The 20853-nt window shown below is 64.4% G+C and carries 16 protein-coding genes and 1 pseudogene; 9 read left to right on the top strand and 8 right to left on the bottom strand.

The features are described 5' to 3' along the window. The first annotated feature begins 91 nt into the window (after nucleotides 1-91). Both GV829_RS13705 and GV829_RS13700 read left to right on the top strand, forming a co-directional pair. Nucleotides 92-1684, top strand: a complete 1593-nt coding sequence (locus GV829_RS13705; protein ID WP_169947544.1) for a hypothetical protein — start codon at nucleotides 92-94, stop codon at nucleotides 1682-1684. Between the two features lie 207 nt (nucleotides 1685-1891). Next, nucleotides 1892-2275, top strand: coding sequence for a hypothetical protein (locus GV829_RS13700; protein ID WP_169947542.1), 384 nt, complete (start codon nucleotides 1892-1894; stop codon nucleotides 2273-2275). 265 nt (nucleotides 2276-2540) lie between these two features. Here the strand turns inward: GV829_RS13700 and GV829_RS13695 are convergent, their stop codons facing one another. The 6 genes from GV829_RS13695 to GV829_RS13670 form a co-directional block, all read right to left on the bottom strand. Continuing rightward, nucleotides 2541-3980 carry an MATE family efflux transporter gene (locus GV829_RS13695; RefSeq protein WP_169947540.1) on the bottom strand — a complete coding sequence of 480 codons (1440 nt, stop codon included), beginning with the start codon at nucleotides 3978-3980 and terminating at the stop codon, nucleotides 2541-2543. 4 nt (nucleotides 3981-3984) lie between these two features. Then, nucleotides 3985-6690, bottom strand: coding sequence for a valine--tRNA ligase (locus GV829_RS13690; protein WP_169947538.1), 2706 nt, complete (start codon nucleotides 6688-6690; stop codon nucleotides 3985-3987). Between the two features lie 52 nt (nucleotides 6691-6742). Next, complete coding sequence (locus tag GV829_RS13685) at nucleotides 6743-7162, bottom strand: hypothetical protein (protein ID WP_212612131.1); 420 nt, start codon at nucleotides 7160-7162, stop codon at nucleotides 6743-6745. Then, nucleotides 7159-9273 carry a dipeptidyl-peptidase 5 gene (locus GV829_RS13680; RefSeq protein ID WP_425505421.1) on the bottom strand — a complete coding sequence of 705 codons (2115 nt, stop codon included), beginning with the start codon at nucleotides 9271-9273 and terminating at the stop codon, nucleotides 7159-7161. Before GV829_RS13680 ends, GV829_RS13685 begins: the two co-directional genes overlap by 4 nt. Before the next feature lie 76 nt (nucleotides 9274-9349). Next, nucleotides 9350-10768 carry a magnesium transporter gene (gene mgtE, locus GV829_RS13675; protein ID WP_169948396.1) on the bottom strand — a complete coding sequence of 473 codons (1419 nt, stop codon included), beginning with the start codon at nucleotides 10766-10768 and terminating at the stop codon, nucleotides 9350-9352. Nucleotides 10769-10976: 208 nt separating this feature from the next. Further along, nucleotides 10977-13334, bottom strand: coding sequence for a CDC48 family AAA ATPase (locus tag GV829_RS13670; RefSeq protein ID WP_169947536.1), 2358 nt, complete (start codon nucleotides 13332-13334; stop codon nucleotides 10977-10979). A 381-nt stretch (nucleotides 13335-13715) separates the two neighbouring features. On the opposite strand from GV829_RS13670, the gene GV829_RS13665 reads away from it, so the two are divergent. From GV829_RS13665 to GV829_RS13660, 3 genes and pseudogenes are all read left to right on the top strand, one after another. Next, nucleotides 13716-14594, top strand: coding sequence for a LysR substrate-binding domain-containing protein (locus tag GV829_RS13665; protein WP_169947534.1), 879 nt, complete (start codon nucleotides 13716-13718; stop codon nucleotides 14592-14594). A gap of 23 nt (nucleotides 14595-14617) precedes the next feature. Then, a pseudogene (locus tag GV829_RS14465) lies at nucleotides 14618-14692 on the top strand (zinc-ribbon domain-containing protein); the annotation flags it as partial. A gap of 81 nt (nucleotides 14693-14773) precedes the next feature. Continuing rightward, complete coding sequence (locus tag GV829_RS13660) at nucleotides 14774-15322, top strand: lysozyme inhibitor LprI family protein (protein ID WP_169947531.1); 549 nt, start codon at nucleotides 14774-14776, stop codon at nucleotides 15320-15322. A 69-nt stretch (nucleotides 15323-15391) separates the two neighbouring features. Here GV829_RS13660 and GV829_RS13655 read toward each other — a convergent pair whose 3' ends face one another. Beyond that, nucleotides 15392-15841 carry a peptidylprolyl isomerase gene (locus tag GV829_RS13655; RefSeq protein ID WP_169947529.1) on the bottom strand — a complete coding sequence of 150 codons (450 nt, stop codon included), beginning with the start codon at nucleotides 15839-15841 and terminating at the stop codon, nucleotides 15392-15394. A gap of 93 nt (nucleotides 15842-15934) precedes the next feature. After that, nucleotides 15935-17266 carry an MFS transporter gene (locus GV829_RS13650; RefSeq protein ID WP_169947527.1) on the bottom strand — a complete coding sequence of 444 codons (1332 nt, stop codon included), beginning with the start codon at nucleotides 17264-17266 and terminating at the stop codon, nucleotides 15935-15937. A gap of 104 nt (nucleotides 17267-17370) precedes the next feature. Between GV829_RS13650 and glmM the strand changes: the two genes are divergently transcribed. The 4 genes from glmM to GV829_RS13630 are packed head-to-tail and all read left to right on the top strand — an operon-like array spanning nucleotide 17371 to nucleotide 20662. Further along, nucleotides 17371-18714, top strand: coding sequence for a phosphoglucosamine mutase (glmM, locus tag GV829_RS13645; RefSeq protein ID WP_169947525.1), 1344 nt, complete (start codon nucleotides 17371-17373; stop codon nucleotides 18712-18714). Nucleotides 18715-18717: 3 nt separating this feature from the next. Then, nucleotides 18718-18942 (top strand): DUF1272 domain-containing protein, encoded by a 225-nt coding sequence (locus tag GV829_RS13640; RefSeq protein ID WP_169947523.1) that lies wholly within the window; start codon nucleotides 18718-18720, stop codon nucleotides 18940-18942. After that, nucleotides 18939-20087, top strand: coding sequence for a bifunctional hydroxymethylpyrimidine kinase/phosphomethylpyrimidine kinase (thiD, locus tag GV829_RS13635; protein WP_169947521.1), 1149 nt, complete (start codon nucleotides 18939-18941; stop codon nucleotides 20085-20087). The genes GV829_RS13640 and thiD overlap by 4 nt, the downstream gene beginning before the upstream one ends. Continuing rightward, nucleotides 20075-20662: a ribonuclease HII gene (locus GV829_RS13630; RefSeq protein ID WP_425505420.1), complete on the top strand. Its 588-nt coding sequence runs from the start codon at nucleotides 20075-20077 to the stop codon at nucleotides 20660-20662. Before thiD ends, GV829_RS13630 begins: the two co-directional genes overlap by 13 nt. Nucleotides 20663-20853: the final 191 nt, after the last annotated feature.

The raw sequence follows: 20853 nt of genomic DNA, 5'->3' as shown, positions 1-20853 counted from the left end.
AAACATCCAATCCGTTCATTTTGCGGCCATGTCGGATAGGCAACAGTATGGCCAAGCCTTATCGGGCTTCAGCTTTGTAAGGGGGAGCAGAATGACGATGCCATATGGCAAAGTGGGCAAGCGGTTGACCGCCAGATTGGTCGCATCGGTCAGTGGATTGTGCGCATCCGGCATGATGCTCAGCGGCTGTGTGACGCCGCCGCCACTCGCCGAGGCGCCGCCAGTGGCGTCCGTTCCGCGGCCCATGCCCCAGCGTCAGGCAATGCGCCCGCCCATGCCCGTGCCAACGGAATCGGGGCCGGTTCAGCAAGGCGTGACCAGCGCAGCCGACTTTTTCTGGATTGATCAGGCCGATGGTTTCGCCGAGGCAATCGGCGATGCGCCGCCCGATTTCGGATTCCGCCATGACGGTATCGACAGCTGGGCCTGGGTCAGCCGCGCTGGCGAAACGTTGATCGTCGAGCCGGGTCGCAGCGGAATCGTCCAATATTACTGCGCCCCGCGGGCCACGGCACCCTATCTGATCCGCGACAGCTATTACAGCTATGCGTTTGAAGGGCCGGATCTGGTCCGTATCTATGACAATGAAGGGCGCTTGTGGTGGGGAACGTTGGGCCGCACGCAACGTGATGACATCGACCGGTTGCGGGATCGCGGCAGGGAGATAGTTTCTTCGGCCTGGCGGCAGCGCCAGTGGGACAACCGGACCGCCAACAGTTGGGCGCGCTATTCATTGGACCCCGGCTATGGCGCGATCTGGGCAGGCGGGTGGGGCGGTGGCTGGCGCGATGACTGGCGGACCCGGCCGGATTGGAGCAGTTTCGAACAACAACGGCGATCGAGCCGTCCCGGCCGTGCGCTTGATGAAGAGCGGCAGGCCCGGCGCGAGGCCCGCGCCCGCTTCGACGATTGGCGGCGGCGCGGCAGCCGGGGCAGCCCTCCGACTGTCGCAATGACGCCGGAAACAGCGGGAAGCGTCACAACGTCCAGCCCTGCGCAGGGCTTGCCTCCGCCAGCAACCCCGCGGCCACGTCCGCCCCGTCAACCCGGAGACAATCCGGGTGGTACCGTCATTGCCCCATCGGCGCCGCCACGGGTCAATGCACCGCCTGCCAGTCCACAGCCGGTCATGCCGCCACCAACGACGACAATTCCCGAGCCGGTTTCGCCAGTGACGGTGGTGCCCCCGGTAACTGCGCCGGCAAGGGACACGGCACGCCCGCCCCGCGGTGAGCGCGGGCGCGTTGCGCCTGTTGCCCCCCAACCCTTGCCGGTCGAGATCCGGCCTGAACCCCTGCCTGACTATGGTCGCGGAGCCCCTGTGCCCGCGCCGGTTGCGCCAGCACCGGACGATCGGGCCGAGCAACGGATGCAGGCCGAAATCGCCCGGCGCCGGGCCGAAGCCGAAGCGCGTGCCGATGCTGCCCGCGCTCAGGCACAGGCACAGGCGCTGGCGCTGGCGCAGGAGCAGGCGCGGGCACAGGCGCAAGCCGAGGCTGATGCACAGGCCGAAGCGCGGGACAGGGCGCAGGCGCAAGCAGAAGCGCGGGCCCAAGCAGAGGCGCGCGCCCGGGCCGAAGCGGACGCGCGCGCTGCGCTCGAAGCGGAGCAACGCGAACAGGCCAATGCCGCCGCCCGCGTCCGCGCGCCGACGCTGGAGGAAGCGAATGCCGAACCGCAGTGACGGGCCCAGATCAGCCATGCCTAGCAACAGAGCATCTGGCGGAACCAAACAGCATGCGGCATGTTGACGTTTCAGCGTCATGCACGCGAAATTATGCCCGAACAGGATAGGAACCGGATAATGCAATGCACTCATCACAAGTCGAAGGCTCGGCCGACAGCCCGTTTGGTGCTTTTGACCAGCGCGCTTTTGCCGAGTGCGCTTTTGTTGGCTGCATCGCCGGTCCTGGCCCAGAAAACAGGATCGGAGCCAGCCCCGCCTGCAGCGTCTGCATCGGGCGCTGCCGGTTCAAGTGCCGCTGACCCCGGCACGCGATCGTTGAACCGCATCCAGGCAGACAATGCCCGCGCGCAAAACGCAGCCAATGCGGACAGTGCCACCACCTATAACTCGGCCACCGCTGATTATCAGGCAGCGCGGACTGCCGCTGCTGAAGCCCAGGCGCGTTACGAACGAGAGATGCAGGCGCATCGCGATGCGCAGGCAGCCTATGATGCGGCCTATGCCCGTTGGCAGGCGGATGTGGCCGCGTGCCGTGCCGGAGAGCATAGCCGTTGTCAGAGCAGCATGCCGGGCAGCGGCCCTAGCTGAGCAGCCATCTGAAGCAAATATGGTGACAAGCGTGACGCACGTCACGCTTGTTCATCGAAAATGGTGGCAAACGCTCCCCAGCGAAGCGGCGGGTCAGGAGGACAAGGTCCCGATCCGCATGGGAGCGAGAGTTTTGCGCTGGTTGGCGCATCCGTTTTCCCAGGCATCTGCCTGAGGCAACCCATTGGCGCGACCGGACCCGAGACCGGTCGCGCCAGTGCGGTTTTTGCCCCAGATCCGGCTATGAAACCTTTGAACTTGGCCGTCAGTCCATCGTCTTGGGCAAATGCATTGGCAGTGCAGGGCTGGCCTGGCGCCATTTGCTCCATCGATAAACGGCAATGGCCATCAGCATTGATGCCATCGATGTGATCGGAAAGCTCCACCAAATGGCATCGGCACCGATCAAGGGATAGGCCGTGTAATAAAAGGCGAGCCGCACCGGATACATGGAAATGCCGAGGATGATCAGCGGCGGAATGACCACCGCATTGGCACGCATGGTGCCAAACAGTACCATTGTCACCCCGAACAGGAGGAACGACCAGCTGCCCAGCAACTGCTGGTGCCGTGCCACCTCTATCGCCGGGCTTTCGCTGCCGAGGAAAAGGGCCAGTACCGGCCGGTCGAACAAGAGGATCAGCGTGACCAGTGTCCCTGTCATCAAGAGGTTGGTGACAATGCCGGCCCGGTTGATCGATCCCACCCTGTCCCATCGCCCGGCGCCGATATTCTGCGCCGCCATCGCGCTGACCGCCGCGCTGACCGCGAGCGCCGGCATCTGCACATAGTTCCATAACTGCAACGTCGCGCCATAGGCGGCGGCAGTAATCAGGCCTTCCCGATTGACCAGCCCGGACATGATCAGGCCGGCTGCCGAAATGATGACCATCTGTATGCCCATCGGCAGGCCCTTGAGCAGGATGAAGCCGAGCATCTCGCGATCAGGCAGGAGATAGCGCCATTCCGGACCGCGCAACCTGAGAGGCAGGTCGCGCCAATAGACCCAGATAATCATCGCGGTCAGGCTCACTGTGCCAGCAATGACCGTGGCCAGCGCCGACCCGGCTATGCCCAGCGCCGGCAGGGGACCGATCCCCAGGATCAGGGCGGGATTGAGGAGGATGTCGAGAACCACCGACACGATCATGAAACGCAGGGGCGTGACCGAATCCCCCGCGCCGCGCAGTGCCATCATCACCGAAACCGACAATATTGACGACGGGATGGTGATGCACATGACCCGCAGATAGGTGAGGGCGAGGGGGAAGGCCTCCGTCGGCGTGGCTAGGGTGTGCAGGATCGCCGGCGCGGCAAACCAGCCGCCCGCACCGGCAACCACGGAGAGGATCAGGCTGAACCCCGTGGCCGTCCCAAAGGCGCGCCTGGCGGCGTCAATGTCCCTCCGCCCCATAGCCTGCCCGATCAGCACCGTTGATGCCATGCCAATGCCAAACACGCTCGCAAAGATCAGGAACATGATGACATGGGCATTGGCCGTCGCCGCCAGCGCTCCTTCCCCCAGAAAACGGCCGACCCAGATGGCGTTGATGGACCCGTTGAGCGATTGCAGGACATTGGCCAGCAGTGTCGGCATTGCAAAGGCAACCAGAGTGCGGGCGATGGGCCCTTGCGTCAGGTCACGCGGGCCCTGACCATGGCCGGGCGCGGCGGAAGGGCCAGCGCCCGGCACATCTTCTTCCATGGCTTTATCCCAGCCGCTTGAGCGCGGCCTCCAGCCGTTCGGCCTCCGCGGCGCGGGCGGCGTGGTCTTCGCGCGCTTTTTCCACCGCTTCGGGCTTGGCCTTTTCGGTGAAGGCGGGGTTGGAAAGGCGGCCGGCGAGGCTGGCGGCTTCCTTTTGCGCTGCCGCCAGCGCCTTGGTCAGGCGGGCGCGTTCGGCGTCAATGTCGATCAGCCCTTCGAGCGGGACGACATAGGTCGCGCCCTCCACCACCAACTGCATCGCCGCCCCCGCAGGTGCGCCGCCGATATGCACTGCCTCGATCCGGCCGACCCGGTCCAGCGCGGCTGCCATGCGGGCGATACGCGCCTGAGTGGCGGCATCGGCATCCTCGGCAAACAGCGGCAGGCGAGCGCCTGGCGCAATGCCCAGCTCCGCCTTTGCCCCGCGCAGCGACTGCACCAGCGTGATCAGCCAGTCGATGTCGGCGCTGGCCTCCGCGTCGCTGCTGGCGGCGGGTTCCGGCCACTTCGCTACGATCAGCTCATAGGGGCGATCCCCCAGATTGTGCCACAGCTCTTCGGTGATGAAGGGCATGAAGGGGTGGAGCATGACGAGGATCTGATCGAGGACCCAGCCGGCGACAGCGCGGGTTTCGTCATCGATCTGACCCTTGATCAATTCGAGATACCAGTCGCAGAAACGGCTCCAGGCGAACTGGTAAATGGCGTTGGCGGCATCGTCGAAACGCAGCGTGGCAAAGGCCTCTTGCATGCGGGTGACGGTCGCCGCCACTTCACCGATGATCCAGCGGTTGACCGGCAGGGTCGCGGCGGGCGCGGCCAGCGTCTTGCTCGCCCCGATGCCGTTCGACTGGCAGAAACGCGCCGCATTCCACAGCTTGGTGGCAAAGTTGCGATAGCCCTCGAGCCGCGCCTCATCCATCTTGATGTCGCGGCCCTGGCTTTCCATCGCGCTCATGAAGAAACGCAGCGCGTCGGCGCCATATTGGTCGATCAGGCCAAGGGGGTCGACAACATTGCCCTTGGACTTGGACATTTTCGCGCCCTTGGCATCGCGGACGAGGCCGTGGAGATAGAGCCGCCGCCAGGGCACCTCCTTCATGAAGTGCAGCCCCTGCATCGCCATGCGCGCATCCCAGAAGAACAGGATGTCAAAGCCTGAAATCAGCACATCATTGGGGTAGTGGCGGGCGAGGAGGTCGCTCTGCTCCGGCCAGCCAAGCGTGGCAAAGGGCCACAAGGCGGAGGAGAACCATGTGTCGAGCACGTCTTCGTCACGGTTGAGGGCAACCCCTGTACCGGCCAGCGCCTGTGCTTCTTCTTCGGTTTCGGCGACAAACACCTGACCATCTTCGGCATACCAAGCCGGGATCCGGTGTCCCCACCACAACTGGCGGGAGACGCACCAGGGCTGGATATTCTCCATCCAGTTGAAGAAGGTCTTTTCCCACGTCTTGGGGACGATCTCGATCGCGCCGGACTTCACTGCCTCGATCGCCGGCTGGGCGAGCGTGGCGGCATCGACATACCATTGGTCAGTCAGCCAGGGTTCGATGACCTGACCCGAGCGGTCACCGAATGGGGTCTGGATGGTGCGCGGTTCGGCGTCGTGGAGGGTCTCATTGCCTTCCTTGTCCCTGGTCACATGCGGGATCAGGAAACCCAGCGCCTTCATCGCCTCGACGACCGCCTTGCGCGCGTCGAACCGGTCGAGGCCGATGAACTCGGCGGGGATCAGCCCGTCGGCGACCTGCACGACCCGTGCGTCGGCATCGAACATGTTGAGCATTTCGGCGGGTTTGATGCCGGCGCGCTTGCCGACCTCAAAGTCGTTGAAGTCATGCCCCGGCGTGATCTTGACCGCGCCCGAACCCAGTTCGGGGTCGGCATGCTCGTCGGCCACCACCTTGAAGCGCCGGCCAGTGATCGGCTGGAGGATGTCCTTGCCAATGATTGACTTGTATCGCTCATCCTCGGGGTGCACCGCGATCGCCATGTCGGCCAGCATCGTTTCGGGCCGGGTCGTTGCCACCTCGATATAGTCGAGGCCGTCGTCGCGCTTCACCCCGTCGGCGAGCGGATATTTGAAGTGCCAGAAGCTGCCCTTGACCTCCTGCGTCTCGACCTCAAGGTCAGAAATGGCGGTCTTGAGGCCCGGGTCCCAATTGACCAGCCGCTTGTCGCGATACAGCAGGCCCTGATTGTAGAGATCGACGAACACCTTCACCACCGCCTTGGTGAAGTGCGGGTCCATGGTGAATTGTTCGCGGCTCCAGTCCATCGAGCAGCCGAGGCGGCGCAGCTGGCCGGTGATCTGGCCGCCGCTTTCCGCCTTCCATTCCCACACCTTGTCGATGAACTGCTCGCGGCTGTAATTGGTGCGCCGGTCCTGCTTTTCCGCCATCTGCCGTTCAACGACCATCTGCGTCGCGATACCGGCATGGTCGGTGCCAACGACCCATAGCGCATCCTTGCCGCGCAGCCGCTCATAGCGAACCAGCACGTCCTGCAACGTATTGTCGAGCGCATGGCCGATGTGCAGCGCGCCGGTGACATTGGGCGGCGGGTTGACGATGGTGAAGGGCGTGGCGTCCGGCCGTTCGGGGCGGAACAGGCCATTGGCCTCCCAATGCGCGGCCCAGCGCGCCTCAATGGCGGCGGGATCGAATGTCTTGGCGGGTTCAGGCGCGGATGCAGGCGTATCAGTCATGGCCCCGCCTTTGCCAGCCATGCTGCGGCGCGGCAAGGGGGCAGGGTGCCGCTTACTGCTCCCGCACCGCGGTCCAGGGCAGGACAAAGCCGCGATGCTCGGCCCAGCTTTGCCCGACCATGCGCCCGTCGACCAGACAGGCGCTGTGCTGATAATCGCCCATGCCGTCGCTGGTGACAAAGGCGACACAGCTGCGACCCATATTATGACCATAGCGGCCGGAGCTGATCGGGCTGTTGTAGAAATCGCCAGTCACCTTGCCATCGGCATCGACCTGCAGATGCATCGGCTGGTTGTAGGGGGCGTCCGTCTCCGACACGCGCAGATCGACGGTCCACGCGCCGATCACATCGCCGCCGCGCGGCGGAGCGGGGGAGATAGGTGTCGGTGGCGGCACTGGCGCCGCCGGTGCTTCCTGCACAGCGGCCGAGGACAGGGCCAGCAGCCCGGCGAGCGAAGCCAGCGCGATCACTGGTTGCCGCCGCCGCTGGCAGGTGCCGCCGCCGTATCGCCCGGCCCGGTCCAGCGCCGCATCCAGTCGAAAACGGTGCGATACCATTGCACGCTGTTACGGCCTTTCAGGATCCAGTGGTTCTCATCGGGATAGATCAGCAGCTGCGACGGGATGCCCTGCCGCTGGAGCGCGGTGAAGGCGGCGAGGCTTTGGCTGTAGGGGATGCGGAAATCCTTTTCGCCATGGATGACGAGGGTCGGCGTGCGCCAGTTGGTGACATGGTTGACCGGGTTCCAGCGCTCGGCATTCTCGCGCGCCCACCATGGGCCGCCATGATCCCATTCATCGAACCACAGTTCCTCGGTCTCGAACGCCATGGCGCGCAGGTCAAACACGCCGGCATGGGTGACGAGGCAGCGGAAGCCGTCGGGCCAGTTGCCGGCGATCCAGTTCATCATATAGCCGCCATAGCTGCCGCCGGCGGCGCAGGCGTTGGCGGGATTGACCGAAGCATTGGTCGCTGCCGCAGCAGCCATGCCGAGCCGCAGGTCCTCGAGCGGCTTGCCACCCCAGTCACGGTTGATGCTGTCGGTAAAGGCTTGGCCATATCCGGTGGACCCATGGAAATCGACGGTGACAACGGCATAGCCTTGCGCCGCCCACAGCATCGGGTTCCAGCGGGTTGACCAGCTATTGCCAAAGCTTCCCTGCGGTCCGCCATGCACCAGCAGAACTGTCGGCAGCGGGCCGGCAGCCCCCTGCGGCGTCAGGATTTGGCCCCAGACGCGGTCACCATTGGCGCCGGCGAAACTGTATTGCTCATAATGGACCGGGTCGATCTGGGCCATGCGCTCGCGGTTGACAGCGGTAAGCGCTGTTGTCTGTCCGCGGCGATCCATCCGAACAAGGTCGGTAGGTGAAGTGATCGAATTGATCGTGTAGATCATCCCACCGTTGGCCAGCGGGATGGTGTCGCCGACATTGCCGCGTTCGGTCAAACGCGTCACACGGCCCGTGCGCACATCGACACGATAAGCCGGGTGTTCCAGCGTGTCCTGCGCGGTAACGATGATGCTGCGGCTGTCGGCCGCCCAGGCGATGCTGGATACCGAGCGGTCCCAATCCTGCGTCAGTGCGCGCACCGTGCCGCTGCGCAAGTCTCTCAGCATCAGCACCAGCCGGTCAGCCTCATAGCCCGGTCTGGCCATGGCGGCATAGGCGAGCCAGCGGCCATCAGGAGAGGCCGCCGGCATGGTGTCGGTCGCCTCATTGCTCGCCGTCAGATTGGCGGCAGCGCCCCCGGTCGCAGGGGCGCTGTAAATATCGAGGTCGGTCGAGCGCGGTTCGTTTCGGTCGGCGACGCGCAGAGTGAAATAGACGACGGCGCTGTCAGCGCTCCAGCCGATTTCCTCGGCCCCGCCAAAGGGCTTGGACGGCGCGTCACCGCGCAGTTCGGGGGCGATGGCGGCGGCGTCACCGCTCAACCGGCCATCGGCGCCAATGGCAAAGGTAAAGGCGCGGCTGTGAATGCCGGTGGTTTCCCATGAATCCCAATGACGGACGAACATCTCGTTATAGACGCGGCCTGTGCCGGGACCGGGCAGGGCGCGGTCCGCCTGATTGGCACAGCCAAAGGTCGGGCAATCCATGCCGATGTCGCCCCACATGACAATCCTTTGGCCATTGGGGGCGATGCGGAAACCGGCGACATCGGCAATGGTGTCGCTCGCCTGGACCGGCGTGTCGACCGTGCCGGTCGGGCTGAAAGAGGCCGTCCAAAGCTGGTCCTTGCCCGACTTGTTCGACAGGAAATAGAGACGGCGCCCATCGGGCGAGAAGGCGGCGCCGCTTTCATTGGCCCCTTCCAGGTCGGCGATGCGCACCGGTTCGGCGCTGCCATTGCTCGGCACCAGCCACAGGCCGGTCGACCGCGCGTAGGTTTCGGCATTGGTATCCGTCTGTTGATAGACTACCCACTGTCCGTCGGGCGATACGGCGGGCGAGGCCAGCCGGCCCAACGTCGCCAGATCCTCCGGCGTTAGCGGACGGGCGTTGGCGGTGCCGGTAAGGGTGATCGGGGCAAGGGCGAGAAGCGCGGCCGAAGCGCGCAAGAGGGTGCGAGTCATCATGGCCCCACTGACTGGCGCAGCGGGGATGTGGTTGCAATTGAAAACAGGGTGGCGAGCTGTCGCGACCGGCAAAATCTCAAAGGCTGACCAGCCCGCTGAGCACCGCAAGGCCAAGGAAGGCGAGAAAGCCCATCGAGTCGGTGATCATGGTGACAAAGATGCTGCTCGCCACCGCCGGGTCCTGATCAAAATGATCGAGTGTCAGCGGTATGATTACACCGGCAAGACCGGCGATCAGGATATTGGTCAGCATCGCAGCGGCGATCACCGCGCCCAAATGCCAGTCGCCCGACCAGATGGTAACGCCAATGCCTGCGATCAACGCTATGGTCGCGCCATTGAGCAGCGCGATAGATAGTTCGCGGGTAATCGCTCGACGCGTGTTCGATTGGGTCAGCTGATTGGTGGCAATGGCACGCACAGTCACCGCCAAAGTCTGTGTTCCAGCATTGCCGCCAACGCCTGCGACAATCGGCATCAGCACGGCCAGCGCGACCATATGTTCGATGGCGCCGCCAAAGAAGCTGATGATGGTTGACGCCACCAGAGCCGTGCCAAGGTTCGCGACCAGCCAGCGGATGCGCGCCCGGTAAGATTCAGTCGGGCTTTCGTTGATGTCGCCTTCACCCGCGCCCGACAGGCGCAGCACGTCTTCGCTCGCCTCTTCCTGGATAATGTGGACGATGTCATCGACGGTGATCATCCCGACCAGCCGGCCATCGCCATCGACCACAGCCGCCGAGATCAGGGCATATTTCTGGAAACGCAGCGCCACCTCTTCCTGGTCCATATCGACCGGGATCAATGTCTGCCGCCGCATCATGGCGTCGGAGATGGCTATGTCCCGCGGCGTCCGCAGCAACCAGCTCAGCTGCACATAGCCTACCGGGTGATGCCGGGCATCAACGACATAGATTTCCCAAAAGTCGGTGGCGAGATCGCCATCATGGCGCAGCCGGTCGATGACATCGCCGACCGTGACATGCTCCGGCACCGCGACCAGATCGCGCTGCATCAGGCGGCCGGCGGACTCCTCGGGGTAGGACAGCGCATCCTCGATGGCGGCACGGTCTTCGGGGTCGAGCGCGGCGAGGACAGCAGCCTGATCGGAGACGTCCATGTCCTCAATCATCGCGACCGCGTCGTCGGTGTCGAGTTCGCGGGCGATGTCGGCGACCTGTTCGGGCTCAAGCGTGTCGACAATGTCCTCGCGGACATAATCGTTCATCTCGGCAATCACGTCGGCGTCGATCAGGTCGCCCAGTGCGGCGGCGAGGGCAGGACGGTCTTCTTCGGGCGTCAGTTCGACAAGGTCGGCGCGGTCAGCCGGGTGGAGCGGGCGGACAAGGTCGCGCGCCGCTTCGGCCTCGCCCCGTGCTACGGCTTCAAGCACGCGGTCAACAAAATCGGGACGCAACCGGTCATCCGCATCGAGGCGTTCGGCGTGGGTCGCCGCCAGAGCGTCTCCCGGCGTCAACTCGTCCACCCTGTCCATGGTGTCGGGCAGGGTCTGGCGGTCGATGTCAGTCATGGCCGCTCCTCCTGCCCTGTATTGTCTGCTGTCGTCGCGGCGGAATAGGCCGGTTGGCCCGTCAAGGCAACGCCCCCGGCATGCAACCCGCAGCTTTTGCTGCAAGCCGCCACCGGGGGCGCTACGCTTGCTGCAAGCCGCCACCGGGGGCGCTACGCTTGGCCACCCCAGGTCAGTCGGTGACCGGCCTCGCCTTGTCGCTGTCGCCCTTTTCAGGGTCGCCATGCTTGGTCTGGCGTGCCGGCGTCAGCATTCCCGGCGCGATGAAGCCGATGGGGTTGAGCGCGGCGGCATTCTGTTTGATCTCGCCGGCGATCTTTTCATATTCCCGCTCCATCTCGGGCGTCACGGTCGCCCGTGTATCCTTGAGCGCGGCCTCAAAATCCTCTTGCGTCACCTCGGGCACGTCGCGCGACTTGCGCAGGGCAACCATGCCGGCCCGGCGCACCAGATCTTCCAGATCGGCGCCCGTGTAGCGGTTGGCCTTTTCGGCAATGGCGTCGAGATCGACATCCTTGGCCAAGGGCATCCTTGCCGTGTGGATGTCGAGAATGCGCCGACGTCCCTCCGCATTGGGCACCGAGACATAGACCAGCTCATCGAGCCGACCCGGACGGAGCAGGGCGGGATCAATCAGGTTGGGCCGGTTGGTCGCGCCGATGACGACGACCGATTGCATCTCCTCGATGCCGTCCATCTCCGCGAGCAGCGTGTTGACGATGCGCTCGGTCACTTGCGGCTCACCCGCACCGCCCGATCCGCGCGCCGGCACAAGGCTGTCGAGCTCGTCGATGAAGATGACGCAGGGTGCCACCTGCCGGGCTCGGGCGAACAGGCGGGCAATCTGCTGCTCGCTCTCGCCATACCATTTGGACAGGAGGTCAGCCGATTTGGTGGCGATGAAATTGGCCTCTGCCTCGCGGGCGACAGCCTTTGCCAGCAAGGTCTTGCCAGTGCCCGGTGGGCCATAGAGCAGGAAGCCCTTGGCCGGACGGATGCCGAGGCGGCGGAAGGCCTCCGGGTCCTTGAGCGGCAGTTCGACGCCCTCCCGCAGCCTTTCGGCGGAGGCGTCCAGCCCGCCAATGTCGTTCCAGCGGACATTGGGTGCCTGCACCATCACCTCGCGCATGGCTGAGGGGTGGACGCGCTTCAGGGCTCCGACAAAATCCTCGCGGGTGACCTGCAACTCGTCGAGAACCTCCGGCGGGATGGTGCCTGCCTCCAGATTGAGGCGCGGCATGATCCGTCGCACGGCCTCGATCGCCGCCTCACGGGCGAGCGCGGCGATGTCCGCACCGACAAAGCCATAGGTGGTCCGCGCCAGCTCGCCGACGTCGACATCTTCTGCCAGGGGCATGCCGCGACTGTGGATGGCGATGATTTCGCGCCGGCCGCGCTCGTCGGGTACGCCAACCACGATTTCCCGGTCAAAGCGGCCGGGCCGGCGGAGCGCTTCGTCAATCGCGTCGGGACGGTTGGTGGCGGCGATCACCACCAGATTGGCGCGCGGTTCCAGCCCGTCCATCAGCGTCAGCAATTGCGCTACCAGCCGCTTTTCCGCCTCGCCCTGCACCTGGCCCCGTTTCGGCGCGATACTGTCGATCTCGTCGATGAAGATGATGGACGGTGCCGCCTTGGCGGCCTTTTCAAACACGTCACGCAACGCCTTTTCGGACTCGCCATAGGCGCTGCCCATGATCTCCGGACCGTTGATCAGGAAAAACTCGGCCTCGCTCTCGTTGGCCACGGCCCGCGCAAGCCTCGTCTTGCCCGTGCCCGGTGGGCCATAGAGCAGTACGCCCTTGGGCGGATCGACGCCCAGCCGCTGGAACAGCTCGGGATAACGCAGCGGCAGCTCGACCATCTCGCGCAGCTGGTCGATGGTTTCGCCCATCCCGCCAATATCGTCATAGGTCACGTCGGCGCGGCGCGATTCCTTGGGCTCGACATATTCGGGCAAAAGCTCGATTTCGGTGGAGTCGTCGATGTGGACGATACCCTTGGGACTGGTCTCCACCACCGTCAGACGGATTTCCTGCAAGGCATAGGCGGGCGCCGCGAGCATCTGCCGCAACTGCGGCGGCAGGCCCTCATGCCCCATGCGTTGCTGCCCGGTGGTGGCGACAATGTCCCCCGCCACCATTGGCCGGCCGATAAAGGTGCGCTTGAGCGCCTGCCCCGATCCTTGCAGCCGCAGGTTCGGTTGAGCCGGTGCCAATGTCACCGATTTGGCCGCTTTCGACTCGATCTTGCGGATGCCGACAAAATCCCCGGTGCCGACACCGGCATTGGCGCGCTGCAGCCCGTCGAGCCGCAACACCTCGATCCCCTCATCCTCGGCATAGGGGCCGACGGCTCGGCTGGCCGTGATGCGCTTGCCGCTGATTTCGATGATGTCGCCTTCGGTCAGGCCCAATCTGGCAAACATTGGGCGGGGCAATCGCGCAATGCCGCTGCCAGATTCCTCGGGGCGGGAATTGGCCACCTGCAGGCGGATGTCCTGCTTCTCTTGATTTTCGCTCTCGGCCACGCGGTGTTCCTCGTCTGGCGTTGCTGGTCAACGCCAACATAGGAAGGCTGTTGCGGCCTTTCGAGCCCCCAGCCAGTCCTGACAGAGTGGAGCACGGTCGTTGCCCCCGGCGCTACAGGCAAAAAAAACGGCCACCCGAAGGGGCGGCCGATGAAAGTTTCTTTAGGAGAGGATGCCTGAAAGGCCCGACCCTAATGTTGCACCTGCAACTTTTGTGCAAGTGCGAAAAGATCCAACCATGTTGCATTTTTTGCAACTTAAGGGGTGGCAATATGTGGAACGATAGGTCATGTTGCGGGCTGCTGGCGGGTGTCGCGCACCGTCGTTCGATCGGATGTGCGGTGCAGCATTAGGGCAAGGCCGGGGCAGGAGAGGATTGAAATGCGTCGTTTACCCTCGCTGAGTGGGCTGGAGGCGTTCATGCACGTCGCGCGGCTAGGCTCGGTCAAGGCGGCGGCGACGGAACTGGCCCTGTCGACTCCCGCCCTGTCACGCCGCATTCAGACACTGGAACGGCATATCGGCGAGCCGCTGTTCGACCGCGACCACCATGCCATGCGGCTCAACGAGACAGGTGAGCGGCTGTTGTCCGCGCTTGGTCCCGCGCTTGACGCGGTCCGCGAAGCCGTTGACGGTGCAGTCAAGCGCACCGATGAATTGCGGTTGAGGCTCAATGTCCTGCCGCTGTTCGCCCAGCAGCGGCTGTTTCCCCGGTTGCCCGAACTGCGCGCGCGCCATCCCAAACTGCATATCGACATCGAGACCGTCGGTCATGGCGAAACCCGGTTGGGCGACGGGATTGATGCGGCGATTGCACTGGCCAAGGAAATTGATCCCGCCTTGCACGCTGTCCGCCTTGATCAAGACAAGGTCTATCCGATTGCCGCGAAACGCTTTGGCGAGGGTTCGGAACGCATCAGCGTGCCCGAACAGTTGCAGCGGATGACCGTGCTTCTTCACCGCGAAATGCCGGAAACCTTCAGCGAATGGCGCAATGCCATCGGCATGCCCTGGCTCGAACCGGCCGGGATCGACCATTTCGACAGTGGCCCGCTGATGCTCGAGGCAGCCGCACAGGGTGTCGGCGTCGCCTTCATGCACGGCCACCACTACACCGATGCCCATGACCCGCGCCTGACAAAGCTGTTCGATTTCGACATAGACAGTCCCTACAGCTACTGGTTCGTTTGCCGCCCACGCGCGCTCAAACGACCGGCCGTCAAACTGTTCCACGATTGGCTGGTCGCGGCTGGACTCTGATCTTCCAACCGTTGGGGGGGACGATGATGACAAGAGGTTGCAGCGTCTGCGGAACCACGTTGGATTTAGACGCCCGATTCTGCGGAGCCTGTGGCGCTCCGGTGGTCCGCGGGCTACCGACCGGTCCTGCTTCTCAAGCCAGTCCCTACGTTCCTACCGCAGCGCCCTTGGCGCCGCCAGTGCCCGCCCCTTCTGCCTCGCTTCTGCCGTGGCTTGTCACCGGGCTTGCCGTGCTTTTCCTGACTGGCACGGCCCTGCACCTGTACATGCGGGAGGAACCCGATGTCGCACTCGCGGCGCCTGTGGCAGGTCAAGCGCGTCCGGCCCCGGCTCCGGTGGGTGCAGGGCCCGATGCCACGCCAACAACGGCAGTGCCGCCGTCGCAACCCGACACTTCAGCTGAGCCGTTGCCCGCCGCTGACATCATAATCTCGCCAACCATGCCGGCAGCAGAGCGCTCTCGGCCCAAAGCGGCATCTGGCGGGCCAAGTTTTTCCTGCGCGCGGGCGACGACCGATGTGGAACTGATGATCTGCGGCAGCGCGAACCTCGCTGCTCTGGAACGCCAGATGAGCACTCTTTACGGCCAGATCCGTTCGAACCGTCAGTTGCGTCGCCAGGTGCTGGTTGATCAGCGTCTGTTCCTGTCACAGGTGGCGCAATGCAGGGATGAACTCTGCATCGAACAGATGTTGCGCGGCAGGATTGACGAACTGTCGCGTTACTGAGCGGCCAACAAGCAAAGGGGCCGAAACTCTGGTCCCGGCCCCTTGCACATGTGAAAAATCCCTGTTGGTTCAGGCGACAGTCGCCTTGACGATCTTGCCGGGAGCGCGCGGCGGCTCACCCTTGGGCAGGGCATCGACATGTTCCATGCCGCTCTCGACCACGCCCCACACGGTGTACTGGCGGTCAAGGAAAGTGGCATCGTCAAAGCAGATGAAGAACTGGCTGTTGGCGCTGTTCGGATTTTGCGCGCGGGCCATTGAACAGACGCCGCGGACGTGCGGTTCGGTCGAAAATTCGGCGGGCAGGTCAGGCAGCTTGGAACCGCCCATGCCGGTGCCGGTCGGGTCGCCGCCCTGCGCCATGAAACCGGCGATCACACGGTGGAACACGACGCCATCGTAGAAGCCTTCGCTGGCGAGCTGGCTGATGCGCTCGACATGCTTGGGCGCAAGGTCAGGGCGGAGCTTGATGACGACATCACCGGTGTCGAGCGTCAGGGTCAGGGTCTGTGCGGTCACGGAGGACTTCCTTCTTGAGGCGTAGGCGCCGTTGGTGGAATGGCGGCTGCCATAGCGACCGCGCGGCGGTGCGTCATCAGGAAAAGCCGATGCCTATTGCTCCGGATTGCGGACAGGCGCTTCCTTGAGGCCGCGCCAGCCCCAGATGCTCATGCCCAGGCAAAGCGTGGTGATCAAAAGGAAGGTCAGTTCCGCGTGCCAGTTATACAGCAGCACACCGATTGCCGGAGCGACAATATAGGCCGCACCATTGATCGACGCTGTCTGCCCGGCCACCTGTCCCTGCAATGGGCGGGGCACCGCCAGCGAGGCGCCGGCAGTGAAGCCGGGCCGGAACAGGCCAAAGCCCAGCATGGCAAAGGCAAAGCCGGTGCTGATCGTCGGCAGCGTGTCACCCAGCCCGACCAGCAAGGCCCCCATGCCACCGACCGCACATCCTGAAATGACTGCCGTGCGGGGTTTGAGCGAGAGCAGGGGGATCAGCGCCCATTGCGCCAAGAGCGTTGCGATGGCGCCGACCCACAGCACATGGCCGGTCGGTTCGGCGGCGAGGTCGGGAGTCTGGCGCAGGTTGAGCCGATCGAGGATCAGGAATCCGATTACCCCCATGGTCATTGCTTGCGCATGGCCGCCGACCAGTCCGGCGATGTTCCAGCCGCGCACACGCGGGTCAAACCAGCCGATCCGTTCGGTGGACGAGCGGTCGTCCTGGTCCATTTCGCCATCGCCGTCGGAATCGACAATCTGTCCGCCGCCGCCCGCAGCCGGATAGGCGCTCACCTGCCCGCGCACTTCAAACCGTGGCGTGTCATCGGGCAGCACGAGGCGCAGCGCAATGATGACTGCCACGCCGATCCCGGCAAAGACAAACAGTGGCCCCGAAAGGCCCAGCACCGGCAGGATCAGATAGGGTGCGATGGTCGGGCCGATCACCGTGCCAAGTCCGAACGACGAGGCAACGAGGCTCAGCGCCTTGGTCCGCTCAGCCGCTTCGGTGCGGGCGGCAACATAGGCCTGCACCGCCGGCGGCGCCGCTGATCCGAACCCGCCATAAAGGCTGCGGAACAGGGCGAAAAAGGCAAAGGTCACCCCGGCGCTCAACCAGCCTTCGAGGCCGGCCCACAAGGTCAGACCGCAGAACAGCATAGACGAGACAAAGCCGATGATGCCCACCGCCATCAACGCCTTGCGGCCCCGCTTGTCCGACTGTCGCGCCCACTTTGGCGCGGTGATCACCCACAACAGCGCCGACCAGCTGAAGGCCAGGCTGACCCAGACATCGGCGATGCCCAGCTTCGCTCCCAGTGCCGGGAGGATTGACTGCATCGCCGTATTGCCCGCTGCCGCGACCAGCATCACCATGAACAGCACGGCGAGGCGGCCGTTGGGAATGCTGGCGACAGTCGGCGTTGGTATATTGGCCATGCCTCCAGCCGTGCCACAGCGCCGGGGTGGGTGCAACGCTTGGCATTCGCTTCGTCGCGTCCTATCGGAACTGTCACAGGACCAGACAAGGACAGGGATGGACGATGGGAAAACGCTTTTTCGGCACTGATGGCATTCGCGGACTGACCAACAGCGCACCGATGACAGCTGAAGTGGCGATGCGGGTCGGCATGGCGGCGGGCACCCATTTCCTGCGCGGCAGCCACAAGCATCGCGTCGTGGTTGGCAAGGATACCCGACTGTCGGGTTACATGCTCGAAAATGCCATGGTCGCCGGCTTCACCGCTGTCGGCATGGACGTGGTGCAGGTCGGTCCGATGCCGACGCCTGCCGTTGCGCTGCTCACCCGTTCGATGCGCGCCGACCTGGGCGTCATGATCTCGGCCAGCCACAACCCCTTTCATGACAATGGCATCAAGCTGTTCGGTCCCGACGGTTTCAAACTGTCTGACGAGGATGAGCATGCCATTGAAGCCTTGCTTGAAAGCACCCCCAATCTCGCCAAGCCCAATGACATCGGTCGCGCCCGCCGCATCGAGGACGCGCGTGGTCGCTACATCCACGCGGTCAAGGGCAGCCTGCCCGAAAGCGTCCGGCTCGACGGGCTAAAGATCGTCATCGATTGTGCCAATGGCGCCGCCTACAACAGCGCACCGACCGCGCTGTGGGAACTGGGTGCCGAGGTCATCGCCATCGGCGTCGAACCCAATGGCCGCAACATCAACGACCAGTGCGGTTCGACGCATCCGCAGCTGCTCCGGGAAACCGTAGTCGCCAGCGGTGCTGATATCGGCATCGCGCTTGATGGCGACGCCGACCGGCTGATCGTCGTCGATGAACATGGCACCATTGTCGATGGCGACCAGATCATGGCCGCGCTTGGCCTCAGCTGGCATGGCGCGGGGCGTCTGCGCGGCGGTGGTATTGTCGCCACCATCATGTCGAACCTCGGCCTCGAACGCCGCCTGCAGGCCGAAGGGCTGACGCTGGAACGGACCAAGGTGGGTGACCGCTACGTCCTCGAACGGATGCGTGAGGGTGGCTTTAACGTCGGCGGCGAACAGTCGGGCCACATGATCCTCATTGACCATGCCACCACCGGCGACGGCACCATGGCCGCGCTGCAAGTGCTCGCCGCGATGATCGACAGCGGCAAGCGGGCGAGCGAATTCCTCAAGCTGTTCGATCCGGTCCCGCAACTGCTCAAAAATGTCCGTTACGCCTCTGGCGCCAAGCCGCTCGATGCTGACAGCGTCAAGGCGGCGATTGCCGATGGCGAACGCGACCTCGCCGGTTCAGGCCGCATCGTCATCCGTCCCTCTGGCACCGAACCCGTCATCCGCGTCATGGCCGAAGGCGACAATGGTGACACGGTGACGGCGGTGGTCGACCGTATCTGCGAAGCGGTGGAAAAGGCGGCAGGATAAGCCATGCTTGAAATGCGCCCCGATTGTGAACGCTGCGGCACGGACCTGCCCGCCCATGCCCATGGCGCGTTCATCTGCTCGTTCGAATGCACCTTTTGCGCCGAATGCGCCGATGAGCTTGACGAGCGCTGCCCCAATTGCGGCGGGGAACTGATGGACCGGCCGACGCGGGCAAAGAAGCATCTCGCCGCGCACCCGGCCTCGACCGAGCGGAAGCACAAGGGGTGACTCCCCGCATCCTCATCATCGCCGGGTCGGACAGCGGCGGCGGCGCGGGCATCCAGGCGGATATAAAGACCGTCACCATGCTCGGCGGCCATGCCATGACCGCGATCACCGCGATTACCGCGCAAAATACGCTTGGCGTGCAGGGCGTCCACGCCATCCCGACCGGGATGGTCATTGCCCAGATCGACAGCGTCGTCGCGGACATTGGCGTCGATGCCATCAAGATCGGCATGATCGGCAGCGTCGACACATTGAACGCCGTCGCCGCGCGCCTCTCCGCGCCTGACCTCGCCTCGGTCCCGCTGGTCTTTGACCCTGTCATGGTCGCCACCAGCGGCTCGTCGCTCGCCGATGAGGCGACCATCGCCGCCTTTGGCCCGCTGATGGACCGTGCCACTGTTGTTACGCCCAACCTGCCCGAACTCGCCGCGCTTGGCGGGGATGACGCAGTGTTGGCGCACGGCTGCGCGCTGCTCGCCAAGGGCGGGCATAGCGATGATGAGCTGATCACCGATCACCTGCTCGCAATTGTCGATGGCGAGAAAGTGCAACTCGCGGCCTGGCAGGCGCCGCGCATCAACACGACCAGCACCCACGGCACCGGCTGCACGCTCGCCAGCGCCATTGCCACCGGCCTTGGTGACGGTCTGCCACTCGAAGCCGCTGTCGCCCGCGCCCGCGATTTTGTCCGCCTCGCGCTCCACAATGCGCCGGGGCTGGGGCAGGGCCATGGGCCGATGGGGCACGCGAGTGTGCGCAACGATGGCCTGTTTACCGGCCCGGCGCTCAACCAGATCACGCTCGCAGCCGCCGATTATGACCAGTCGGTCGCTTTCTACCGCCAGCTTGGCCTCACCCAGATCGTTGACAGTCCCGACAATGGGTATGCCCGCTTCGAGGCGGCAAACGGCGTGACCCTGTCGATCCACGTCGGCGAAGGCGCGCCCGGCGCGACCACCTATCTAGAAAGCGGCGCGCTCGACGCATGGTGCGCCTATCTCTCGCGCCGCGGCGTCCGCTTTGACCACCAACCCCGCGACGAGGAATGGGGCTGGCGCGAAGCCCGCCTGACCGACCCGGCGGGCAACGAAATCTGCCTCTATCAGGCCGCGGAATATCGCCGGTTTCCTCCGTGGCGGGTGTGATCATCGGCGTCGATGAAGCCGGGCGCGGCCCGCTTGCCGGACCGGTCGTGGCGGCGGCGGTGTTGCTGTGTCCGGATGGCATAACCGGCCTCAACGACAGCAAGAAACTCTCCGAAAAGCGCCGCATCCACCTCGAGGCCGAGATCAAGGCCAAGTGCCGCTGGGCGATTGGCATCGTCGATGTCGCCGAAATTGACCGCATCAACATCTTCCAGGCGACGATGCTGGCGATGACCCGGGCGGTGGCGGCGCTTGGCATAGAGGGAGACGCCGAAATCCTCATCGACGGCAATATGACGCCACAAGGCAGGGTGGAGGCATGGCGCTGGCCGGCGCGGGCCATCGTCGGGGGTGACGCGCTGGAGCCCAGCATCTCCGCCGCCTCGATCATCGCCAAACAGGCGCGTGACGCGATGATGATCGAAGCCTGCGCCACCTTCCCCGGTTACGGTTTCTCCCGGCACAAGGGCTATGGCACCGCCGAGCATATGGAGGCGCTTGATCGCCTCGGCCCCTGTCCGCTGCACCGGCAAAGCTTCGCGCCGGTGCGGGCGCAGCTGGAATTGGGGCTCTGATAGCCCACCCCGAAAATATTTTTCATGCCCGAGTCTTTTTCGCCACACCACTAGGGATTGAGTCCCGCTGACTCACCCACCCCCACCATGTCGCGGTCAGACTCCTTCTGTTCCCCTTTGAGTTAACCTTTCTGCGAAACCCTTCGCTTACCATGACTCTTGACCGCGGACTCGCGCTGATTCAGGCTGGA

The organism is Sphingomonas lacunae, assembly GCF_012979535.1.
Classification (GTDB): domain Bacteria; phylum Pseudomonadota; class Alphaproteobacteria; order Sphingomonadales; family Sphingomonadaceae; genus Sphingopyxis; species Sphingopyxis lacunae.
The sequence above is the reverse complement of the archived record's forward strand: the minus strand, read 5'-3'. Positions and strand labels throughout refer to the sequence as shown.

Coding starts and splice junctions, on each gene's coding strand:
- GV829_RS13640 (WP_169947523.1), top strand. CDS start 18,718: ATGCTTGAAATGCGCCCCGATTGTGAACGCTGCGGCACGGACCTGCCC.
- GV829_RS13705 (WP_169947544.1), top strand. CDS start 92: ATGACGATGCCATATGGCAAAGTGGGCAAGCGGTTGACCGCCAGATTG.
- mgtE (WP_169948396.1), bottom strand. CDS start 10,768: ATGGACAGGGTGGACGAGTTGACGCCGGGAGACGCTCTGGCGGCGACC.
- glmM (WP_169947525.1), top strand. CDS start 17,371: ATGGGAAAACGCTTTTTCGGCACTGATGGCATTCGCGGACTGACCAAC.
- GV829_RS13680 (WP_425505421.1), bottom strand. CDS start 9,273: ATGATGACTCGCACCCTCTTGCGCGCTTCGGCCGCGCTTCTCGCCCTT.
- GV829_RS13695 (WP_169947540.1), bottom strand. CDS start 3,980: ATGGAAGAAGATGTGCCGGGCGCTGGCCCTTCCGCCGCGCCCGGCCAT.
- GV829_RS13665 (WP_169947534.1), top strand. CDS start 13,716: ATGCGTCGTTTACCCTCGCTGAGTGGGCTGGAGGCGTTCATGCACGTC.
- GV829_RS13650 (WP_169947527.1), bottom strand. CDS start 17,266: ATGGCCAATATACCAACGCCGACTGTCGCCAGCATTCCCAACGGCCGC.
- GV829_RS13690 (WP_169947538.1), bottom strand. CDS start 6,690: ATGACTGATACGCCTGCATCCGCGCCTGAACCCGCCAAGACATTCGAT.